This is a genomic window from Streptomyces sp. NPDC059696 (genome assembly GCF_042733745.1).
In the GTDB taxonomy this organism is placed as follows: domain Bacteria; phylum Actinomycetota; class Actinomycetes; order Streptomycetales; family Streptomycetaceae; genus Streptomyces.
The window spans coordinates 1-19,541 of record NZ_JBHWFG010000051.1 but is presented as its reverse complement, the minus strand read 5'-3'; the positions used below and the strand labels follow the sequence as shown (position 1 = coordinate 19,541).

The following is a 19,541-nucleotide window of genomic DNA, read 5'->3' as shown; positions in this document are numbered from 1 at the left end:
CCAACCTAGTTGATCAGCGCGCGACGTCGGCTGTCGTGGTGCCGTCCTCCGGCTCCACCACAGATACGTCCGCCGTGCGCACGGGTATCAGCGCGACGACGGCGAGGGCGAAGAAGGCCGCCGTGAGCAACGGCGGGGTGTTCGGACCCCGGGCGGCGGCGACGGCTCCGCCCAGCAGGGCACCGAGGGGCACTCCGGCGAAGGCCAGGGTGCGGAAGGCCGAACTGACGCGGCCCAGTAGTCCGGTGGGGCTGCGCTCCTGCATGAGCGTCGTCGTGTTGACATTCCACACCATGCCGAGGAGCCCGAAGACGGCGAGCGCGCCCACGAGTACGGCGAGGCTGCGCACGGTGCCCATGACGACGAGGAGGGCGGCCTGCACCGAGCCGGCGAGGAGCACCGAGCGCAGCCGGCCGAGCCGCGCCACCAGCCGGCCGTTCACCACTCCCCCGGCCAGGCTGCCCAGGGTGAAGGCGGTGCCCGCCGCCGCGTATGCCGCGGGGCCCGCCCGGAGCCAGTCGGTGACGAGGACGACCAGCATCGCGAGCAGGGTGCCCATGCCGATGTTGCACAGGGCCGTGGCCGTGCACAGGGCGCGCAGGGCCCGGTCGCGCCACAGGGTGCGCAGGCCCTCCGCGATCTCGCGGCGCAGGGTGCTGCCCGCCGGTCGCGGCTCGCGGTCGGTTTCGGCGGCCGGCAGGGAGGCGACCAGCGCGGCGGCCGCGAGGAAGGTCACGGCGTCCGCCGCGAACGGCACGGCTGCCCCGGCCGCCAGCAGCAGGGGCACGACGGGGCCGCCGAGCAGGCCTCCGGCGATGCGCTGACCGGTCATCAACCGGGCGTTGGCGCTGCCGAGCGCGTCCCGGTGGACGAGGGCGGGCAACAGCGCCGTGGCAGCGTTGTCGAAGAGGGTCTGGAAGGTGGTGAGCGCGACGGCCAGTCCGATGAGCAGGCCGATCGAGGCGTGTCCGAGCGCGACGGCCACCGCGAAGGCGGCCACCAGCACCCCGCGTGCGGCGTCCACCGTCCACATGGCCCGCCGCTGGTCCACCCGGTCGGCCACGGCCCCGCCGAGCAGGCCGAAGACGATCCAGGGCAGGTAGCCGCAGGCCGTGACGGAAGCGATGAGCAGCGGATCGTCGGTCAAGGTGACGGCCAGCAGGGGCAGCGCGGACGTGCGCAGCGCGTCGCCGAAGCTGGACAGGACGGCGGCGCTCCACAGCCGTCCGAAGCCCCCGCGCCACGCGGGCGCGCGCACCCCCGCCTCGACCGTCGCCACCGCTCCCCCTCATGGTTCGTCCGATGCACAAACCGTAGGGGGCACCACTGACAATCGGCCGACGGTGACGGCGAGGAGGGACCAGAGGAGGGACCAGAGGAGGGACCAGGGGGAGGCACGGAGGGCAGGGCGCCCGCTGGTGCCCGGCCGGTCTCGACTTCTAGATCTCGCCCCGCAGTTTGGCGAGCGCCTCGGCGAGGATCGCCTCGCCGTCCGCGTCGCTGCGCCGCTCCCGGACGTACGCCAGGTGGGTCTTGTAGGGCTCGGTGCGCGGCGGGTCCGGCGGGTTGTCCCGGTCCTGGCCTGCCGGGAAGCCGCAGCGGGGACAGTCCCAGGTATCGGGCACCTGCGCGTCGCTGGCGAAGCTCGGCTGGGTCTCGTGTCCGTTGGAGCACCAGAAGGAGATGCGCAGCCGCGGCGCGGACTCGCCGCGCTCGGCCTCGCCCATCGGCCCCGCCCCGACCCGGCTTCCCCGGATCGCGTTGCCACTTGCCACGGTCGTAACTCCCTGCGTGATGGTGCCGCGAAGCGAGTCGGCGTTCCGCTTCGCCGCGAGCGCCTCAGTCTACGTAAGGCCCAACGCGCGTCCAGTGATTGGAGTTACAACCCTCACACCTAGACGCAAGCCCCATGATAGGCCGCGCATAGCTGCGCGTACCGAACATGGGGCCCTACGTACGAGTCCGGGCGGATCGCGGCTCGGTCAGTTGTTCACCTTCATCAGGATGCCGAGCACGACGATGCACGCGAACCACAGCAGACCGATCACGACGGTGATCCGGTCGAGGTTGCGCTCGGCGACCGAGGAGCCGCCGACGGAGGACTGCATGCCGCCGCCGAACATGTCGGAGAGGCCGCCGCCCTTCCCCTTGTGCATCAGCACCAGCAGCATCAGCAGCAGGCTGAAGACGATCAGGGCGATCGAGAACCCCAAAACCACGGCTGGACCAACTTCCTCGGATTCGGATGGACGACGCGGGGCCCAGCACAGCGCTGGACCCCGCAAGGGTACGACGGATCGCCGCTACCGCATACTCACTGGTCGCGGAAGCGCACGATCTTGACGAACTCGTCGGCGTCCAGCGAGGCGCCGCCGACCAGGGCGCCGTCGATGTCGGCCTGGGCCATGATCTCCGCGACGTTGCCCGACTTCACGGAGCCGCCGTACTGGATGCGGACCTTGTCGGCCAGCTCCTGCGAGTACAGCTCGGCGATCTTGCCACGGATCGCCGCGCAGACCTCCTGGGCGTCCTCGGCGCCGCAGACCTTGCCGGTGCCGATGGCCCACACCGGCTCGTAGGCGATCACGACGGTCTCGGCCTGCTCGGCCGGGAGGTCCTTCAGACCGCCCTCGACCTGGGCGAGGGTGTGGGAGACGTGGTTGCCCGCCTCGCGGACCTCCAGCTCCTCGCCGACGCACAGGATCGGGGTCAGGCCGTGCTTGTAGGCGGCCTTGACCTTGGCGTTCACCAGCTCGTCGGTCTCGGCGTGGTACTGGCGGCGCTCGCTGTGGCCGATGGCGACGTACGTGCACTTCAGCTTGGCCAGCATGGGGCCGGAGATCTCGCCGGTGTAGGCACCGCCGTCGTGCGCCGAGATGTCCTGGGCGCCGTACTTGATCTTGAGCTTGTCACCGTCGACCAGGGTCTGCACGGAGCGCAGGTCGGTGAAGGGGGGCAGGACGGCGACCTCGACGGCCTCGTAGTCCTTGTCGGCCAGGGCGAAGGCGAGCTTCTGGACGTGCGCGATGGCCTCGAGGTGGTTGAGGTTCATCTTCCAGTTGCCCGCCATCAGCGGCGTGCGCGTGTTCATAAAGGGTCAGTCCTCCAGTGCGGCGAGGCCGGGGAGCGTCTTGCCCTCGAGGTATTCGAGGGAGGCGCCGCCACCGGTCGAGATGTGGCCGAATGCGTTCTCGTCGAAGCCCAGGATGCGGACGGCGGCGGCGGAGTCGCCACCACCGACCACCGTGAAGGCGTTCGAGTCGAGCAGTGCCTGGGCGACGGCCTTGGTGCCCTCGGCGAAATCGGGGTGCTCGAAGACGCCCATGGGGCCGTTCCAGAAGACGGTTGCGGCGTCGGTGATCTTCGAGGCGTACAGCGTGCGGGACTCGGGGCCGATGTCCAGGCCCATCTGGCCGGCCGGCATGGCGTCCGCGGCGACGGTGCTGGGCCGGGCCGGGGCCTTGGTCTTGAGGTCCGGGAACTCCGGCGCGACCACGACGTCCACCGGCAGGACCAGCTCGACGCCGTTCTTCTCGGCGCGCTCGATGTACTCCCGGACGGCCGGGAGCTGGTCCTCCTGGACCAGGGACGTGCCGATCTCGTGACCCTTGGCCTTGAGGAAGGTGAAGACCATGCCGCCGCCGATGAGCAGGCGGTCGGCCTTGCCGAGCAGCTGGTCGATGACGGCGAGCTTGTCGGACACCTTGGCGCCGCCCAGGACGACGGCGTAGGGCCGCTTGACGTCCTCGGTGAGCTTCTTCAGGACGCCGACCTCGGTGGCGATGAGGTATCCGGCGTAGTGCGGCAGGCGCGCCGGGAGGTCGAAGACCGAGGCGTGCTTACGGTGCACCGCGCCGAAGCCGTCGCCGACGTAGACGTCCGCGAGGGCGGCGAGCTGGTCGGCGAAGGCGCCGCGCTCGGCGTCGTCCTTGCTGGTCTCACCGGCGTTGAAGCGCAGGTTCTCGACGACCGCGACCCGGCCGTCGGCCAGGCCGTCGACGGTGGCCCGGGCGGACTCGCCGACCGTGTCGGTCGCGAAGGCCACGTCCGAGCCGAGGAGTTCACCGAGGCGCGCGGCGGCCGGGGCGAGGGAGAAGGCCGGGTCCGGGGCGCCCTTGGGGCGGCCCAGGTGGGAGGCGACGACGACCCGGGCGCCCGCCTCGGCGAGGGCCTTGACCGTGGGCAGCACGGCGCGGATGCGGCCGTCGTCGGTGATGCGCGTGCCGTCCAGCGGCACGTTCAGGTCGGCGCGGACGAAGACCCGCTTGCCCGCCACTCCCTCGGAGAGGAGTTCGTCGATCGTCTTCATGAAAGGGGACTCCTGAAAGAGCTCGTGATCGCTCGGAAGCGCTCGTGATCTAACAGATCTGATCTGTACGTGAGTCAGGGCTCGGACAGCGCGACCGCGCGCTGCCCGAGCCCTGCTCTCACACCGTGGTGCCTGGTCTATTCGATCAGAGCTGGTTGCCGACGAAGACCGTGAGGTCCACGAGGCGGTTGGAGTAGCCCCACTCGTTGTCGTACCAGCCGATGACCTTCACGTTCTTGCCCTCCTGGACCATGGTCAGGGAGGAGTCGAAGGTGCAGGACGCCGGGGCGTTCACGATGTCGGAGGAGACGATCGGGTCCTCGGTGTACTCGAGGATGCCCTTCAGCTCGCCCTCCGCGGCCTTCTGGAAGGCGGCGTTGACCTCTTCCTTCGTGACTTCGCGGGACAGCTCGAGGACCAGGTCGGTGACCGAACCGGTCGGGACCGGGACGCGCATCGCGATGCCGTCCAGCTTGCCCTTGAGCTGCGGGAGGACCAGCGCGGTGGCCTTGGCGGCACCCGTGGTGGTCGGGATGATGTTCTCGGCGGCGGCACGCGCGCGACGCAGGTCCTTGTGCGGGAAGTCGAGGATGCGCTGGTCGTTGGTGTAGGCGTGCACCGTGGTCATCAGACCCTTGACGATGCCGAAGTTCTCGTCGAGGACCTTCGCCATCGGCGCCACACAGTTGGTGGTGCAGGAGGCGTTGGAGATGACGTGGTGGTTCGCCGGGTCGTACTTGTCCTGGTTGACGCCCATCACGATGGTGACGTCCTCGTCCTTGGCCGGAGCCGAGATGAGGACCTTCTTCGCGCCGCCGGCGATGTGCTTCTCGGCGTCGGCCTTCTTCGTGAAGATGCCGGTCGACTCGATGACGATGTCGACGCCCAGCTCGCCCCACGGGATGTCGGCGGGGTTGCGCTCGGCCAGGACCTTGATGGTCTTGCCGTCGACCGTGATCGTGTCGGCGGTGTGCGTGACCTCCTGCTTGAGGCGGCCCAGGATGGTGTCGTACTTCAGCAGGTGAGCGGTGGTCGCGGTGTCACCCAGGTCGTTGACAGCCACGATCTCGATGTCTGCACCCTGCTCCAGCAGCGCGCGGAAGTAGTTACGACCGATGCGGCCGAAGCCGTTGATGCCTACGCGGATCGTCACGAACCGATCTCCTCGTTGGTACGCCGGCCATGAAGTGCCGGCGAGCTCTGTTTGGGATGTCCCCGACCGCCTACGACCCTACCTCCCGGAAGGGCTGGTGGTGACATCCAGATGCCTCATACACGGCACGGCGGTCCGTACCCGCCAGTAGGGGTACGGACCGCCCACCGCCGCGAGCAAGATCACTCGATGTCGCTACCGCACGGGTTCCCTGTCGACCAGGGAATTCACCCGTCGAGGGAAGCGAGCGCCTTCCTCATCAGCGCCGCCCGGTCGGCCGCGGCGCTGACGTGCTCCAGGCCGAAGCCCAGCAGCACGGTGTCGTCCGTGGTGACCGCGCCGTACGTCTGGAACAGGGCGCCGGTGCGCGCCCAGTCCTTGAGGACGGCCGGGCTGCCCGCGGGCGGTCCGGCCGGCTTCCAGGCGCCGAGCGAGGTCTCGAAGCCCTCGGTCTCGCGCGCCGCGCCGCCGACGACGAGCGAGGCGTCGTCGGCGAGCACGCCGCGCCCGCCGCTGCCCGGGTCGGTGACGTAGCTGATCGAGACCTCGACCGTCTTCCCGGCGTAGGCGCTCAGGTCGAAGGTCACCTGCCGCCAGCCGCCGGAGCTGCCGGTGAGGCTGTTCCACGCGCCGGTGGTCCCGGTCGCGGCGCAGCCGCCGGCCGCCACGGTCAGGTAGTGCTTCAGCCAGGGGTGCTCGTTGACGTAGAAGCCGCCCTCGCACTCCGTCGGCACGGTGGTCCTGGTGGCGCCGCCGGCCTCGGGAAGGGTCGTCCAGTCGTCGGAGCCCGTGACGTGGGCCTCGACGACGGCGTGGTCGTAGCCGGGCTCGGTGTCCCACAGGAGCTGGGTGCGCAGGGCCGGCTGCTGGGCCGCGGTGGTACCGGTGAGGTCCACGGTACGGGTGAGGCGCTTGTAGGCGTCGTCGGTGTGCACGGCGGCGGCCATCGAGGTGCCGGCGTACGGGCCGTACGGGTTGACCGTGCCGGCGAACTGCCCGGCGCCCTTGCTGGCGAACTGCGGGAACTCGTCGGTCCGCAGTTCGTCGGAGGTGACGCTGTAGGTGCCCGCCTTGTCCAGCGGGTTGCCGGGGGCTGCGCCCAGCGGGCCGGTGACGCCGCCCAGCTCGCCGGAGCCGGTGAAGCCGGTCGCCCCGGGGGTGGCGGTGCGGGTGTAGGCGCCCAGGTAGTACTGGCTGAAGTCGTCCGACAGCGCGCCGCCGCCGAGGTCGACGTCGCCGCCGGCCTGCTCACCGGCCTCGATCAGCCGGCCGCCCTCGTTGAGGAAGGCCCGCAGCTGGAGCTGGGTGGCGACACCCGGGACGGCCTCGCCCGTGTAGTGGACGACGGTGTCGAAGTGGCTCAGCACGCCGAGCGCGTCGGGCGCGCCCTGCCGGGCGACGTCCCAGACGATCGCCTTGCGCCCGCTCGCCTTGAGCGCGTCCACGTACGTCTGCGCCTGGGTGGCGGTCGCGCCCTCCTCCGCGACGACGAGGGTGTTCGCCCGGGGCCGCTCGGCGACGGTGTAGGTGAAGTGCTCGCTGGAGACCTTCTTGCCGCTCTTCGCCTCGCCGGTGAACCACACCTCGACCTCGTCGCCGGGCTCGCCGTCCTTGACCTCGGCCCGGTACTCGTCGAAGTAGAGGTTGTCCTCACCGCCGTAGGTCTCGCCGCCCTTCCAGGGCTTGAGCGCCATGTCCAGGGTGCGGCCGCCGTTGACGCGGTACTTGAGCTCCTTGTCGCGCACGGCCTTGCGGACGACGACGGACACCTCCTGGTCGGCGCCGCGGGAGAAGGACGTGGTGAACGCGGCCGGGGTGAAGTCGGCGGCGTTCAGGCCGACCGACGAGGACGGCCGGTCGGGGTGGGCGGCGGTCTCGGCGACGGACAGCGCGAACGGGATGTTCTTGGCGAACTCCTGCTGGATCAGCTTCTCGTCGTCCGGGAAGGTGAAGACCGACTGGCAGTCGGAGGCCTTCCACTCGTCGTTCGGGTCCAGGTCCGAGGCGGTCTGGCAGGTCGACATCTCGGGGGTGAACATCGCCAGGCCGTTGACGTTCGCCGCGTGGCCGTCGGCTTCCCCGTTGGTGGTGTACAGCTCGGAGGAGAGCTGGGGGTGGTAGCCGGGGATCGCGGAGTTGTCGGGCGTACCGGCCAGCGCCTTGAGCAGAACGTCGTCCGGGGTGTGCGTGGCCACCTGCCAGCCGACTCCGTAGAGGAGGAGTTCGGCGGCGGAGTGGTAGTTGATGCCGTACGTGAAGCCGATCCGCTTCTGGAAGGCGTCCAGGGCCTGCGTCTCCGGCTCGGAGTTCGGGCCCGCGCCGCGGTAGGTCTGGCTGGTGGGGTTGGGGGACGAGCCCTCGTTGTCGTAGCCCCACTTGTAGGCGAAGTTGCGGTTGAGGTCGACGCCGTCGCCGGTGGTGATGGCGCCGTCGCCGTTGACGTCCCGCAGGTTCTTGCGCCACTGGCGGTTGGCGGGGTCCGCGAAGGTGTAGTCGTAGCCGTCGGGGTTGGCCGACAGCAGGAACCACAGTTCGGTGGAGTCGACGATCTTCTTGAGGCGCCGGTCCTTCGTGTAGTTGTCCAGGTAGTGGTGCATCAGACGCCGGGTCATCTCCGGCGTGATCCACTCGCGTGCGTGCTGGTTGGACATGTAGAGGACCGAGGGCTTGGAGCCGTCCTTCGTCTTCTTGGCGCCCTTGGTGAGCTTGAGCGCGAGGATGTCCTGGCCCTTGACGGTCTTTCCGATGGAGACGACCTTGGTGAGGTCCGGGTGCTCCTGGGCGGTGCGCAGGAGTTCCTCCCGCAGGCCGCCCTTGCCGCTGTACGGGCGGAACACGCCCTGCGCTGCGGCTTCGACGCGGGCCTCGGCCCGGGCGGAGAGCTCGTGTTCGGTGAGGCCGACGCCCTGCTTCTCCAGCTTCTTCGCCTGCCGGTCCGTCAGGTAGACCTCGACGGTCGCGGTGCCCTTCGCGGGGACGCGCTCGCTCAGTTCGTGGCCGTCCTGGCCGGCCGCCAGCAGCAGGGGTACCTGCTTCCGTGTGACGTCGGCCCGGAAGACCTTGACTTCGTCCGGGTCGGACGGGGCCGGACTCCCCGGTTGTGCCTGGGCGATGGGTGCGAAGCTCGCTCCGCCGATCAGGAGCGCGCCGACAGCGAGGATCGATCTCGCTCTTCGTCTCATGAACCCCCCTAGCGTGGGTCCGCCACAGCAGCGAACAGATGCCAGGCTCATGACAGTCCATGATCGAGTCAAGGGTGCCTCTGCGACACGCGAAAGCCGGTGCCGGTCACCCAAGTGGGCGCCGGAACCGGCTTTTTGACGTCGCGTGGGATCAGCCCACGAGGTTGTCGGCCAGCTCCTCGCTGAGGTTGGCCTCCGTGCCCGGGATGCCGAGATCGGAGGCGCGCTTGTCGGCCATGGCCAGCAGGCGGCGGATCCGGCCGGCGACGGCGTCCTTGGTCAGCGGCGGGTCGGCGAGCGCGCCCAATTCTTCCAGGGAGGCCTGCTTGTGTTCCATGCGCAGCCGGCCGGCGGCGGCGAGGTGCTCGGGCACGTCGTCGGCGAGGATCTCCAGGGCGCGCTGCACCCGGGCGCCGGCGGCGACGGCCGCACGGGCCGATCTGCGCAGGTTGGCGTCGTCGAAGTTGGCGAGCCGGTTGGCCGTGGCGCGCACCTCACGGCGCATCCGGCGCTCTTCCCAGGCCAGCACCGACTCGTGCGCGCCGAGCCGGGTCAGCAGGGCGCCGATCGCGTCGCCGTCGCGGACGACGACCCGGTCCACGCCGCGCACCTCGCGGGCCTTGGCGGGGATCGACAGCCGTCGGGCGGCGCCGACCAGGGCGAGCGCGGCCTCGGGACCCGGGCAGGTCACCTCCAGGGAGGAGGAGCGGCCGGGCTCGGTGAGCGAGCCGTGCGCCAGGAACGCGCCACGCCAGGCGGCCTCGGCGTCGCAGGTGGCCCCCGAGACCACCTGCGGGGGCAGGCCGCGGATCGGGCGGCCCCGCCCGTCGACCAGGCCGGTCTGGCGGGCGAGCTGGTCACCGCCCGCGACGACCCGCACCACGTAGCGCGAGCCGCGGCGCAACCCGCCCGGAGCCATCACGATCAGCTCGGAGCTGTGGCCGAAGATCTCCAGGATGTCCCGCTTGAGGCGGCGGGCCGCCATCGCGGTGTCCAGCTCCGCCTCGATCACGATCCGACCGCTCACGAGGTGAAGGCCGCCGGCGAACCGCAGAATGGCGGAGACCTCCGCCTTTCTGCAGCAGGTCCGGGTGACGGGGAGCCGGGAGATCTCATCCTTCACCGCTGCCGTCATCGCCATGGGCCGATCCTTCCATGCATCCGAAAAATACGGTCGTACGCGGCGGCCAACAGCTCCGGGTCGTGCCTCGGGGTTCCGTCGGGTCTGGCCACCGGCGCCAGCTCGACCGCGGCCCCGAACCGCTTGGCGGCGTCGGTCAGGGAGTCGCGGTCGGGCACGGCGGCCTCGTCGGCCAGCACCACGTCCAGGGCGAGTTTAGGGGCGTGTCGTCCCAAAACCTCCAAATGACGCTGCGGGGAGAAGCCCTCGGTTTCTCCGGGCTGCGGCGCGAGGTTCAGGGAGAGTACACGGCGGGCCTTCGTCTGCGTGAGCGCGTCCAGCAGCTCGGGCACGAGCAGGTGCGGAATGACCGAGGAGAACCAGGAGCCCGGGCCGAGCACCACCCAGTCGGCGTCCAGGACGGCCTCGACCGCCTCGGGCACGGCCGGCGGGTCGCACGGGACCAGGTGCACGGACTGCACCTCGCCCGGGGTGAGGGCGACGGTCGCCTGGCCGCGGACCGTGTCGACCTCCTCCGGGCGCTTTGGGTCGTGGCCCTTGACCAGGGCCTGGAGCTCCAGCGGCACGGCGGACATCGGCAGCACCCGCCCCTGGGCGCCGAGCAGCCGTCCGACCAGGTCGAGGGCCTGGACGTGGTCGCCGAGCTGTTCCCACAGGGCGACGATCAGCAGATTGCCGACCGCGTGCTCGTGCAGGTCGCCCTGGGACTGGAAGCGGTGCTGGATGACCCGGGCCCAGGTCTGGCCCCAGTCGTCGTCGCCGCACAGTGCCGCCAGGGCCTTGCGCAGGTCGCCGGGCGGCAGTACGCCCAGCTCGTCCCGCAGCCGGCCGCTGGAGCCGCCGTCGTCGGCCACGGTGACGACGGCGGTGAGGTCGCCGGTGATCCGGCGCAGCGCGGCGAGCGAGGCGGACAGGCCCATGCCGCCGCCGAGGGCGACGACCTTGGGCTGGGTGCCGCGGCGGCGCGGCCTGCCGCCCCGGGCCTCGGCGGGCCGGCCGCCCTTCTGGCCGGTGGTGCCCTTGTCGCCGTTGCTCTCGGGCACCACCCGGCGCAGCCGGCTCAGCCGGGGTGTACGTGGTGTCATTCGCGTCCCATGTCCCGGTGTACGACCACCGTCTCCACGCCCTCGGCGGCGAGCCGGGCGGCGAGCTTCTCCGACATGGCGACCGAGCGGTGCTTGCCGCCCGTGCAGCCCACGGCGATGGTCACGTAGCGCTTGCCCTCGCGGCGGTAGCCGGTGGCGACGAGCTGGAGCAGCTCCGTGTAGCGGTCGAGGAACTCCTTGGCGCCGGGCTGGTTGAAGACGTAGCCGGAGACCTCCTCGTTGAGGCCCGTGTACGGGCGCAGCTCCGGGACCCAGTGCGGGTTCGGCAGGAAGCGGCAGTCGACGACGAGGTCGGCGTCGACGGGGAGGCCGTACTTGTAGCCGAACGACATCACCGTGGCCCGCAGCTCCGGCTCCTCCTCGCCGGCGAACTGGGCGTCCATCTTGGCGCGCAGCTCGTGGACGTTCAGGCTGGAGGTGTCGATCACCAGGTCGGCGTCGCCGCGCAGCTCGCGCAGCAGCTCGCGCTCGGCGGCGATGCCGTCGACGATGCGGCCGTCGCCCTGGAGGGGGTGCGGGCGGCGCACCGACTCGAAGCGGCGGACCAGGGCCTCGTCGGAGGACTCCAGGAAGACGATCCGCCGTGTGACGTTCTTCGCCTCCAGGTCGGCGAGGGACTCGCGGAGGTTGTCGAAGAAGCGGCGCCCTCGGACGTCGACGACGACGGCGATCCTCGCCACGTTGCCCTGGGAGCGGGCGCCGAGCTCCACCATGGTGGGGATCAGGGCGGGCGGCAGGTTGTCCACGACGAACCAGCCGAGGTCCTCCAGGCACTTCGCCGCCGTGGAGCGCCCGGCTCCGGACATGCCGGAGATGATCACCAGCTCGGGGATGGCCGCTTCCGGGACCGGGGCCTTCTCGTTGGGCGTGCCCGTATTCACCTGTGCTCCGTCTCCGGCTTGCTCGTGTCGCGCGTCGTGCTCGTTCACATTCATGTCTCCTGCCCCCGTCGTTCGTCCGGGGCGCCCGTTGCCATGGGTTCCCCACTGGAACCCATGGTGCCCGGTTCCTCTTCCATGATCTCGCCGGTCGCCGTGTTGACGGCGGGTGCGGCCGGGGCCGAGCGGGCGAGGGCCACGGCGATCGTCTCGGCCGTCTTGCGGCCTATGCCGGGGACCTCGCAGATCTGGTCGATCGTGGCGGATCGCAGTTTCTTCAACGAACCGAAGTGCTTCAGAAGTGCCTGCTTGCGCGTGTCCCCGAGGCCGGGGACATCGTCCAGCGGGCTGGAGCGGAAGCGCTTGGACCGTTTGGTGCGCTGGTAGGTGATCGCGAACCTGTGGGCCTCGTCACGGACACGCTGGAGCAGGTACAGGCCCTCGCTGGTCCGGGGCAGGACCACCGGGTCGTCGTCGCCGGGCAGCCAGACCTCCTCCAGCCGCTTGGCGAGGCCGCACACGGCGATGTCGTCGATGCCGAGCTCGTCCATGGCGCGCCGGGCGGCCGCGACCTGAGGGGCGCCGCCGTCGACGACGACCAGCTGGGGCGGGTAGGCGAACTTCTTGGGGCGGCCGTCGTCCTCGGTGGGGCCGGTGCCGACGAGGTCGCCGTTGCCGTCGGTCATGGGAGCCGCGGCGTTCTCATCACGGGACACGGGCGTCATGGCGTTCTCGCCGTGAGTCACGGGAGCCGCAGCGCTGCCGCTGTCGGACACGGGAGCCGAGGCGTTCTCGCCGTCGGTCCACTCCCCCGTCTTCTCCTTCTCGGCGAGATAACGCCGGAAGCGGCGGGTGATCACCTCGTGCATGGAGCGGACGTCGTCCTGCCCGGCGAAGCCCTTGATCTGGAAGCGGCGGTACTCGCTCTTGCGGGCCAGGCCGTCCTCGAAGACGACCATGGAGGCCACGACGTCGTCGCCCTGGAGGTGGGAGATGTCGTAGCACTCGATCCGGAGCGGGGCGCTGTCCAGGTCGAGGGCGTCGGCGATCTCCTCCAGGGCGCGGGAACGCGTGGTCAGGTCGGAGGCGCGCTTGGTCTTGTGCAGCACGAGCGCCTGCTGGGCGTTGCGCTGCACGGTCTCCATCAGGGCCTTCTTGTCGCCGCGCTGCGGGATGCGCAGGGAGACGCCGGAGCCGCGCCGCCCGGCGAGCCACTCCTGGACGGGCTCGAGGGGGTCGGGCAGGGCGGGGACGAGGACCTCCTTGGGGACGGCGTCCCCGGTCTCCTCCCCGTACAGCTGCTGCAGGGCGTGCTCGACGAGGGCGCCGGTGGTGATCTCCTCCACCTTGTCGGTGACCCAGCCGCGCTGGCCGCGCACGCGTCCGCCGCGGACGTGGAAGATCTGGACCGCCGCCTCCAGCTCGTCCTCGGCGACCGCGATCAGGTCGGCGTCGGTCGCGTCGGCGAGCACGACCGCGTTCTTCTCCATGGCCTTCTTCAGGGCGCCGACGTCGTCGCGCAGCCGGGCGGCCCGCTCGTACTCCATCTCGTCGGCCGCTTCCGCCATCTGCTTCTCCAGCCGGCGGATGTACGTGTGGGTCCGGCCGGCCATGAAGTCGCAGAACTCCTCGGCCAGTTCACGGTGTTCCTCGGCGGAGACACGGCCGACGCAGGGGGCCGAGCACTTGCCGATGTAACCGAGGAGGCAGGGGCGGCCGGTGCGGGCGGCGTTCTTGAACACGCCCGCCGAGCACGTACGCACGGGGAAGACGCGCAGCAGCAGGTCGACGGTGTCCCGGATCGCCCACGCGTGCGCGTACGGCCCGAAGTAGCGCACGCCCTTCTTCTTGTGACCGCGCATCACCTGCACGCGCGGGTACTCCTCGTTCATCGTCACCGCGAGGTACGGGTAGCTCTTGTCGTCGCGGTACTTGACGTTGAACCGGGGGTCGTACTCCTTGATCCAGGAGTACTCCAGCTGGAGCGCCTCGACCTCCGTCGACACCACCGTCCACTCCACGGATGCGGCCGTCGTGACCATGGAGCGGGTGCGCGGGTGCAGTCCCGCCAGGTCCTGGAAGTAGTTCGCCAAGCGCTGGCGCAGGCTTTTCGCCTTTCCGACGTAGATCACCCGGCGGTGCTCGTCACGGAACCTGTAGACCCCCGGCGAGTCGGGGATCTCACCCGGTTTGGGGCGGTAGCTGGAGGGGTCGGCCATGTCTCACACCCTACTGGCGAGCACCGACAGTGCGGCGCGGCGGAGGGACATGATCAGGGTCCCGGAGGCAGGCAGTTTCCAACGGCATGGGCCGCCCGGGGTTACGGCCCACCAGGAGCGGGAATGTGGCTCACCCACGGCACACGGCGACGTCCGGTGGGCGGAGCCGGTGCCGGTGCAGGCACAGGTTGTCGGTGCGGACCGGCCGTTTCCCGGTGGGGAGCGGGCGGGCCACGGGTCGGAGGGCTGCGCAGATGAAGCGGATGCGGATCGAGAAAACCCGGCGGGCGGTCCGTGCCCGCCGGTACGCGGACGACGCGTTCGCGCTGCCCGACGCCCTGGACCCGCGCGATCCCGACATCGTGCGGGCCAAGCGCCTGGCCCTGCGGGAACAGGGCGGCGGCGACCGCTCCTAGGCGACCACTCCCAGAAGCACACGTCCACGCGAACGCCCGGGGCGCACGCCCCGGGCGTTCGCATGTCCGGGGCGAGCCACCGGTGCACGTGGGTCACTGTCCGGCATCAGGTGTTGTCGGGGCCGGGTCAACACGCTTCAATGCGGGGGAACTCGGGCCCTGAACGACGGCGTACGGATGTGAAGACCTGCCCGCGCCGGCGGGAGGGCCCCGTGCAAGCGGTCTGACCAGCCGTTGCCGACTCAGAGAAGAGGCCCCTGCATGCCGCACGCCCCACAGCACGCGGACGTCGCCACCGCGCCATTGGACTCGGTCCTGCAAGGCGGCCCCTTCCACGTCGCCCTGCGGGCCGCCATCGCCGCCCGCGGCCTGCCCCTGCAGCGCGTGCAGCACCACCTGTCCCGGCACGGGGTGAAGGTCGGTGTCACCAGCCTGAGTTACTGGCAGCAGGGCGCGCGGCGCCCGCAGCGCCCCGAGTCGCTGCGGGCCGTACGCGCGCTGGAGGAGATCCTGGAGCTGCCCGAGGAGTCGCTGATCCGGCTGCTCGCCGAGAGCGCGGACAGCGCGTCCGGGCTGCGGTCCGCCGCCCGCTCCTACCGCTCCCTCGTCGAGGCCTCCGGAGTCCTGGACCGGCTGCTCGCCGAGCTGGACTGCCCGCCGGACGGGGGCCTGCACTCCCTCGGCCACCACGAACGGCTCCGGATCGGGGCGCGGCGCGAGCTCGCCGAGCGGGAGTCGCACCACATCGTGCGCGCCCACCGGGACGGCATCGACCGTTTCGTGGCCGTCCACCACGGGGACCGGGGTGCGGCGCCGGAGCGCATGCGGGTGCACGCCCTGGAGAACTGCCGGACCGGACGCGTCCGTTGGCACCGCGACACCGGGGTGCTCGCCGCCGAACTGCTCTTCGACACCCGGCTGCGGGCCGGGGACACCTTCCTGTTCCGCTACGGCGTCGAGGACGGCACGGCGGGGGTGGCACGCGAGTACGTGCGCGGTTTCGACTGCCCCGGGGGCCAGTACGTCCTCCAGGTGTGCTTCGACCCGGCGGCCCTGCCGGTGCGGTGCCACCGCTTCGCCCAGCACTCCGCCGCGGCGCCGCGCAGCGGGTGCCAGGGCCTGGCGCTGACCGGTCGGCACCACTCGGTGCACCTGGTCGAGCCCCGGGTGCGCGCGGGGTTCCTGGGCATCGGCTGGGACTGGGAGGAGCCGCCCGGGACACCGTCAGGGACGCCGCCGCCCAGGACGCCTGGCCGACCGCCGTCCGGAACGCCGACCGGGCGCGCCTGACGGAGGCGCTGTCCAGAACGCCGACCGGGAGCGCCTGACGGAAGCGCTGTCCAGAACGCCGACCGGGAGCGCCTGACGGAGGCGCTGTCCGGCACGCCTACCGGGCACTCAGCCCGGAACGCCTTATGGGGCCGCCGCCCGGGCCCAGGTTCGCCCTCCGGCTCTGGGGCCCTCGGGACGTAAACGATTGCGCAAACGTTTACGTCCGCCGCTCGATGCGATACGTTCCCCGCCGGAAGCGGAGGAGGGAACGCCCATGGCGACCATGGCCGACGTGGCGCGTAGCGCCGGTGTCTCCGTGGCGACGGTCTCGCACGTGCTCAACGGCACCCGGCCGGTGCTGCCGCACACGCGCCAGGCCGTGCTGGACGCCGTGGAGGAGCTCGGCTACACCCCGAACACGCTGGCCCGTTCCCTGGTGACGGCCCGCACCCGGTCCATCGGGCTGGCGGTGTCGGCGATCAGCAATCCCTACTTCACGGAGATCCTCCAGGGCGTCGAGACCGCCGCGCTGGAAGCCGGCTACAGCCTGCTGATCGCCGATCCGCACGACGACCCGGAGCACGAGCGGAAGGTCGTCCAGCTGCTGCACGAGCGCCGGGTCGACGGCCTGATCGTCGCGCCCTCCGCCGATCCGCGGGGCCTGCGCGCCTACCTGGGCCGGCACGACGTACCGGCCGTGTTCCTGGACCGGCTGGTTCACGCGCCCGGGAAGGACGACGGTCCGCCCGTCGACCAGGTGTGCGCCGACAACGCCGAACCGATGTCCCGGCTGGTCACCCATCTCGCCGGTCTCGGTCACCGGCGGATCGGACTCGTGGCGGGGCGGGCCGGGCTCAGCACGACGAGCGAACGGATCACCGGGTACCGCAGCGGTCTGGCCTTCGCCGGGCTGGCGTACGACGAGCGGCTGCTGGTGCACGGCGACTCCGAGTCGGCGGGTGCCGAGCAGGCGACCGGGGCCCTGCTGTCGCTGGGTGTGCCGCCGACCGCGCTGGTGACCGGCAACAACGCCATGACGATCGGGGTGCTGCGTGCCCTGCGGGCGCACGGGCTGTCCGTGCCGGGCGACATCGCCCTGTGCTGTTTCGACGACTTCGCGTGGGCGGATCTGTTCTCCCCCCGGCTCACCGCCATCGCCCAGCCCGGCAGGGACATCGGTGCCCGGGCCGTCCACGTGCTTCTGGAGCGGCTCGCCGAACCGGACCGGCCCGTCCGGACCGTGCGGCTGCCCTGCACCTTCGTGCACCGCACGTCGTGCGGCTGCCCCAGCCCGTCCGAGGAAGGAAACCCGTCGTGATCGTCGTCGCCGGTGAGGCACTGATCGACCTGGTACCGCAGGGCACGGGTGCCCTGGCCGCGCTGCGGCCCGCGCTCGGGGGCGGCCCGTACAACACGGCTGTGGCGCTGGGCCGCCTCGGCTCCCCCACCGCTTTCTGCTCCCGGGTGTCGTCCGACGCCTTCGGACAGGCGCTGCTGGACGGACTGACCGCGTCCGGGGCCGACGTGTCCTCGGTGCAGCGCGGCACCGAGCCGACGACGCTCGCCGTCGCCACGGTCGGCGCGGACGGCTCGGCGGCCTACTCCTTCTACGTCGACGGGACGGCCGACCGGCTGTTCGAGGCGCCCTCCGCGCTGCCGTCCGGCACCCGGGCGGTGTCCTTCGGCACCTGTTCCCTGGTGCTGGAGCCGGGCGCGAGCGCCTACGAGGAGATGATGCGGCGGGCGGCGGCACAGGGCGTGTTCACCGCACTGGACCCGAACATCAGGCCCGGCCTGATTCCGGACGCGGACGCCTACCGGGCGCGGTTCAAGAGCTGGCTGCCGTCGGTGTCGCTGCTGAAGCTGTCCGCGGAGGACGCGGAGTGGCTCGGGGGCACGCCCCGGGAATGGCTGGCGGCGGGCCCGGACGCGGTCGTGATCACGCGGGGCGGGGACGGTCTGACCGCCTTCACCGCCGACGGCGAGTACACGGTGCCCGGCGAGCGTGTCGAGGTCGTGGACACCATCGGTGCGGGCGACACGGTGAACGCGGCCCTGCTGCACGGCCTCGCCGTACGCGACGCCCTCAGCGCCCAGGGGCTTGCCGGGCTGGGCCACGCCGGCTGGACGGAGCTGCTGGCTTTCGCGGCCCGCGCGGCGGCGATCACCTGCTCACGGGCCGGGGCGGAGCCGCCGTACGCGCACGAGCTGGAGGGCTGACAGGGGCGGACGCCCCGGGGCCCCGGTCGATGTCCGGACCTCCGGGGCCTGTGCGTGTCGTACCGGCCGGCGTTCAGCCGGTCTCCCCCGCCGCCACCGCCCGCAGCGCGCCGGGCCGGCGGCCGTTGAGGCGGTCGAGGGCGGTGGCCGTGGCGTCGTCCGCGGGCAGGTGGACGACGAGGTGCTGCCCCTCGTCGGGGAGAGCGAGCGTCTCGTTCAGCAGCCGCAGCGCCCCGGCCTCCGGGTGCTCGATGTGCTGGGAGGGCGTCCGTCGCGGGGCCGCGGCCAGGTCGGCGAACCGGTCGGTGAACTCCGCGCCGGCCGTCACCGTCAGCTCGTCGGCCAGCTCGGCGAGGTACGGGTCCCGCAGGGGCACGCCGTGCCGGAGCCGGGCGACGAGGTCGTCGGCCACCCGGTCCCAGTCCTTGTAGGCGTCGCGGGCCCGGTCGTCGGTGAACAGGTACCGCAGCAGGTTGGGCCGCTCGTCGTCGAGCAGGCCGAGGGGGCCGACCAGCCGTTCGTAGCCGGCCGTGTGGGCGAGGACGTCGCCGATCCAGTTGACCACCAGCGCGGGAGCCGGCTCCAGCCGGTCCAGCACGGCCCGTACGGTGGGGCGCGCCGTGCGGCCGAGCGGCGGGGCCGCCGCACAGATCAGCGGGTCGCCGCCGCCCGCCTCCTTGGTCAGGCGGCGCAGCAGCACGCGGTCAGTGAGGGAGAGGTGCAGGGCGTCGGCGAGGGCGCCCAGCACCTGGGCGGACGGGTTGCGGTCGCGGCCCTGTTCCAGCCGGGTGATGTACTCGACGCTGACGCCCGCGAGGGTGGCCAGTTCGGCACGGCGCAGGCCCGGGGTACGGCGTCGGGGGCCCGCGGGCAGACCCGCCTCGGCGGGGGTGACGGCTTCACGCCAGGTGCGCAGGAACGTGCCCAACTCGTTGTCGCTCACCCGCCGAACGTACCGGCTGGGTGGACGCTGAGGGTGGCCCCGTCACTACCAGGCTCCGGCCGGTCTCCCTCGGGGGCCGCCCGGCCCTCAGGGTGGAGGGCATGACGAATGACACCGCTGTGACGCCTCTGCCGCTGGCCCCCGGACAGTGGGCCCTCGACCCGTTCCACTCCTCCGTGAACTTCACGGTTCGGCACCTGGGCATCGCCAAGGTGCGGGGGCGCTTCGAGCGACTGGAGGCCGGGCTGTACATCGGGGAGCGGGTCGAGGACGTGCGGATCTCCGCGACCGTCGACCTGGCCTCGATCAACACCGGCAACGCCGACCGGGACGCGCACGTCCGCGCCTCCGACCTGCTGGACGTGGAGAAGCGCCCGACGATGACGTACCGCTCGACGCGCGTGTCGGGTGAGGGTGAGGACTGGACCATGGAGGGGGAGCTGACGATCGGCGAGGTGACCCGCCCGGTGACGCTCGCTGTGGAGTTCGGCGGGTTGGTCGATGTGCCCATGGACGGCAGCCGGCACGCCGGGTTCGAGGCGACGGGTGAGATCCGGCGCGGCGACTTCGGGCTGGACTTCGCTCCGGGCCTGCTCGGCGACGTGGTCAAGATCCAGCTCGACATGCAGTTCGTGGAACCGCGGCAGAACGTCTGACCGCACGGCGAACGCGCCGGGCCCCACGGGTTGTTTCCCGTGGGGC

Annotated in this window: 16 protein-coding genes and 1 pseudogene; 5 read left to right on the top strand and 12 right to left on the bottom strand. The window is 71.5% G+C overall.

The genetic code is table 11. From position 1 onward, the window contains the following. Window positions 1-13: 13 nt before the first annotated feature. The 11 genes from ACFV20_RS34405 to uvrC form a co-directional block, all read right to left on the bottom strand. Window positions 14-1,279 (bottom strand): MFS transporter, encoded by a 1,266-nt coding sequence (locus ACFV20_RS34405; RefSeq protein ID WP_385664409.1) that lies wholly within the window; start codon window positions 1,277-1,279, stop codon window positions 14-16. Between the two features lie 160 nt (window positions 1,280-1,439). Then, on the bottom strand, window positions 1,440-1,775 hold the full coding sequence (locus ACFV20_RS34400; RefSeq protein WP_003957010.1) for an RNA polymerase-binding protein RbpA: 336 nt from the start codon (window positions 1,773-1,775) through the stop codon (window positions 1,440-1,442). A 207-nt stretch (window positions 1,776-1,982) separates the two neighbouring features. Further along, complete coding sequence (gene secG, locus ACFV20_RS34395) at window positions 1,983-2,219, bottom strand: preprotein translocase subunit SecG (protein WP_094052663.1); 237 nt, start codon at window positions 2,217-2,219, stop codon at window positions 1,983-1,985. A 95-nt stretch (window positions 2,220-2,314) separates the two neighbouring features. Then, window positions 2,315-3,091: a triose-phosphate isomerase gene (gene tpiA, locus ACFV20_RS34390; protein WP_385664406.1), complete on the bottom strand. Its 777-nt coding sequence runs from the start codon at window positions 3,089-3,091 to the stop codon at window positions 2,315-2,317. 6 nt (window positions 3,092-3,097) lie between these two features. Further along, window positions 3,098-4,309: a phosphoglycerate kinase gene (locus ACFV20_RS34385; protein ID WP_385664404.1), complete on the bottom strand. Its 1,212-nt coding sequence runs from the start codon at window positions 4,307-4,309 to the stop codon at window positions 3,098-3,100. A gap of 145 nt (window positions 4,310-4,454) precedes the next feature. After that, on the bottom strand, window positions 4,455-5,462 hold the full coding sequence (gene gap, locus ACFV20_RS34380) for a type I glyceraldehyde-3-phosphate dehydrogenase (protein ID WP_184845038.1): 1,008 nt from the start codon (window positions 5,460-5,462) through the stop codon (window positions 4,455-4,457). A 227-nt stretch (window positions 5,463-5,689) separates the two neighbouring features. Next, the gene (locus tag ACFV20_RS34375) at window positions 5,690-8,644 is read right to left on the bottom strand and encodes a M14 family zinc carboxypeptidase (protein ID WP_385664400.1); all 2,955 of its coding nucleotides are present in this window, start codon (window positions 8,642-8,644) and stop codon (window positions 5,690-5,692) included. A 151-nt stretch (window positions 8,645-8,795) separates the two neighbouring features. Then, window positions 8,796-9,785: a DNA-binding protein WhiA gene (gene whiA, locus ACFV20_RS34370; RefSeq protein ID WP_366709482.1), complete on the bottom strand. Its 990-nt coding sequence runs from the start codon at window positions 9,783-9,785 to the stop codon at window positions 8,796-8,798. Next, window positions 9,776-10,870 carry a uridine diphosphate-N-acetylglucosamine-binding protein YvcK gene (yvcK, locus tag ACFV20_RS34365; protein WP_385664397.1) on the bottom strand — a complete coding sequence of 365 codons (1,095 nt, stop codon included), beginning with the start codon at window positions 10,868-10,870 and terminating at the stop codon, window positions 9,776-9,778. Before yvcK ends, whiA begins: the two co-directional genes overlap by 10 nt. After that, on the bottom strand, window positions 10,867-11,826 hold the full coding sequence (gene rapZ / locus ACFV20_RS34360) for an RNase adapter RapZ (RefSeq protein ID WP_385664395.1): 960 nt from the start codon (window positions 11,824-11,826) through the stop codon (window positions 10,867-10,869). The genes yvcK and rapZ overlap by 4 nt, the downstream gene beginning before the upstream one ends. Next, entirely contained in the window at window positions 11,823-13,988 is a 2,166-nt protein-coding gene (gene uvrC / locus ACFV20_RS34355; protein WP_385664392.1) for an excinuclease ABC subunit UvrC, read from the bottom strand. The genes rapZ and uvrC overlap by 4 nt, the downstream gene beginning before the upstream one ends. Before the next feature lie 263 nt (window positions 13,989-14,251). Between uvrC and ACFV20_RS34350 the strand changes: the two genes are divergently transcribed. The 4 genes and pseudogenes from ACFV20_RS34350 (at window position 14,252) to ACFV20_RS34335 (ending at window position 17,896) form a co-directional block, all read left to right on the top strand. Beyond that, window positions 14,252-14,404, top strand: coding sequence for a hypothetical protein (locus ACFV20_RS34350; protein ID WP_385664389.1), 153 nt, complete (start codon window positions 14,252-14,254; stop codon window positions 14,402-14,404). A gap of 261 nt (window positions 14,405-14,665) precedes the next feature. Continuing rightward, window positions 14,666-15,610, top strand: a pseudogene (locus tag ACFV20_RS34345) (hypothetical protein); the annotation flags it as partial. A gap of 340 nt (window positions 15,611-15,950) precedes the next feature. Then, window positions 15,951-16,994 (top strand): LacI family DNA-binding transcriptional regulator, encoded by a 1,044-nt coding sequence (locus tag ACFV20_RS34340; protein WP_385664387.1) that lies wholly within the window; start codon window positions 15,951-15,953, stop codon window positions 16,992-16,994. Beyond that, on the top strand, window positions 16,991-17,896 hold the full coding sequence (locus tag ACFV20_RS34335) for a carbohydrate kinase (RefSeq protein ID WP_385664384.1): 906 nt from the start codon (window positions 16,991-16,993) through the stop codon (window positions 17,894-17,896). The genes ACFV20_RS34340 and ACFV20_RS34335 overlap by 4 nt, the downstream gene beginning before the upstream one ends. 73 nt (window positions 17,897-17,969) lie before the next feature. Here ACFV20_RS34335 and ACFV20_RS34330 read toward each other — a convergent pair whose 3' ends face one another. Further along, the gene (locus tag ACFV20_RS34330) at window positions 17,970-18,839 is read right to left on the bottom strand and encodes a helix-turn-helix domain-containing protein (protein ID WP_385664381.1); all 870 of its coding nucleotides are present in this window, start codon (window positions 18,837-18,839) and stop codon (window positions 17,970-17,972) included. Window positions 18,840-18,940: 101 nt separating this feature from the next. Here ACFV20_RS34330 and ACFV20_RS34325 point away from each other — a divergent pair, with 101 nt between their 5' ends. Then, the gene (locus tag ACFV20_RS34325; protein ID WP_385664377.1) at window positions 18,941-19,495 is read left to right on the top strand and encodes a YceI family protein; all 555 of its coding nucleotides are present in this window, start codon (window positions 18,941-18,943) and stop codon (window positions 19,493-19,495) included. Window positions 19,496-19,541: the final 46 nt, after the last annotated feature.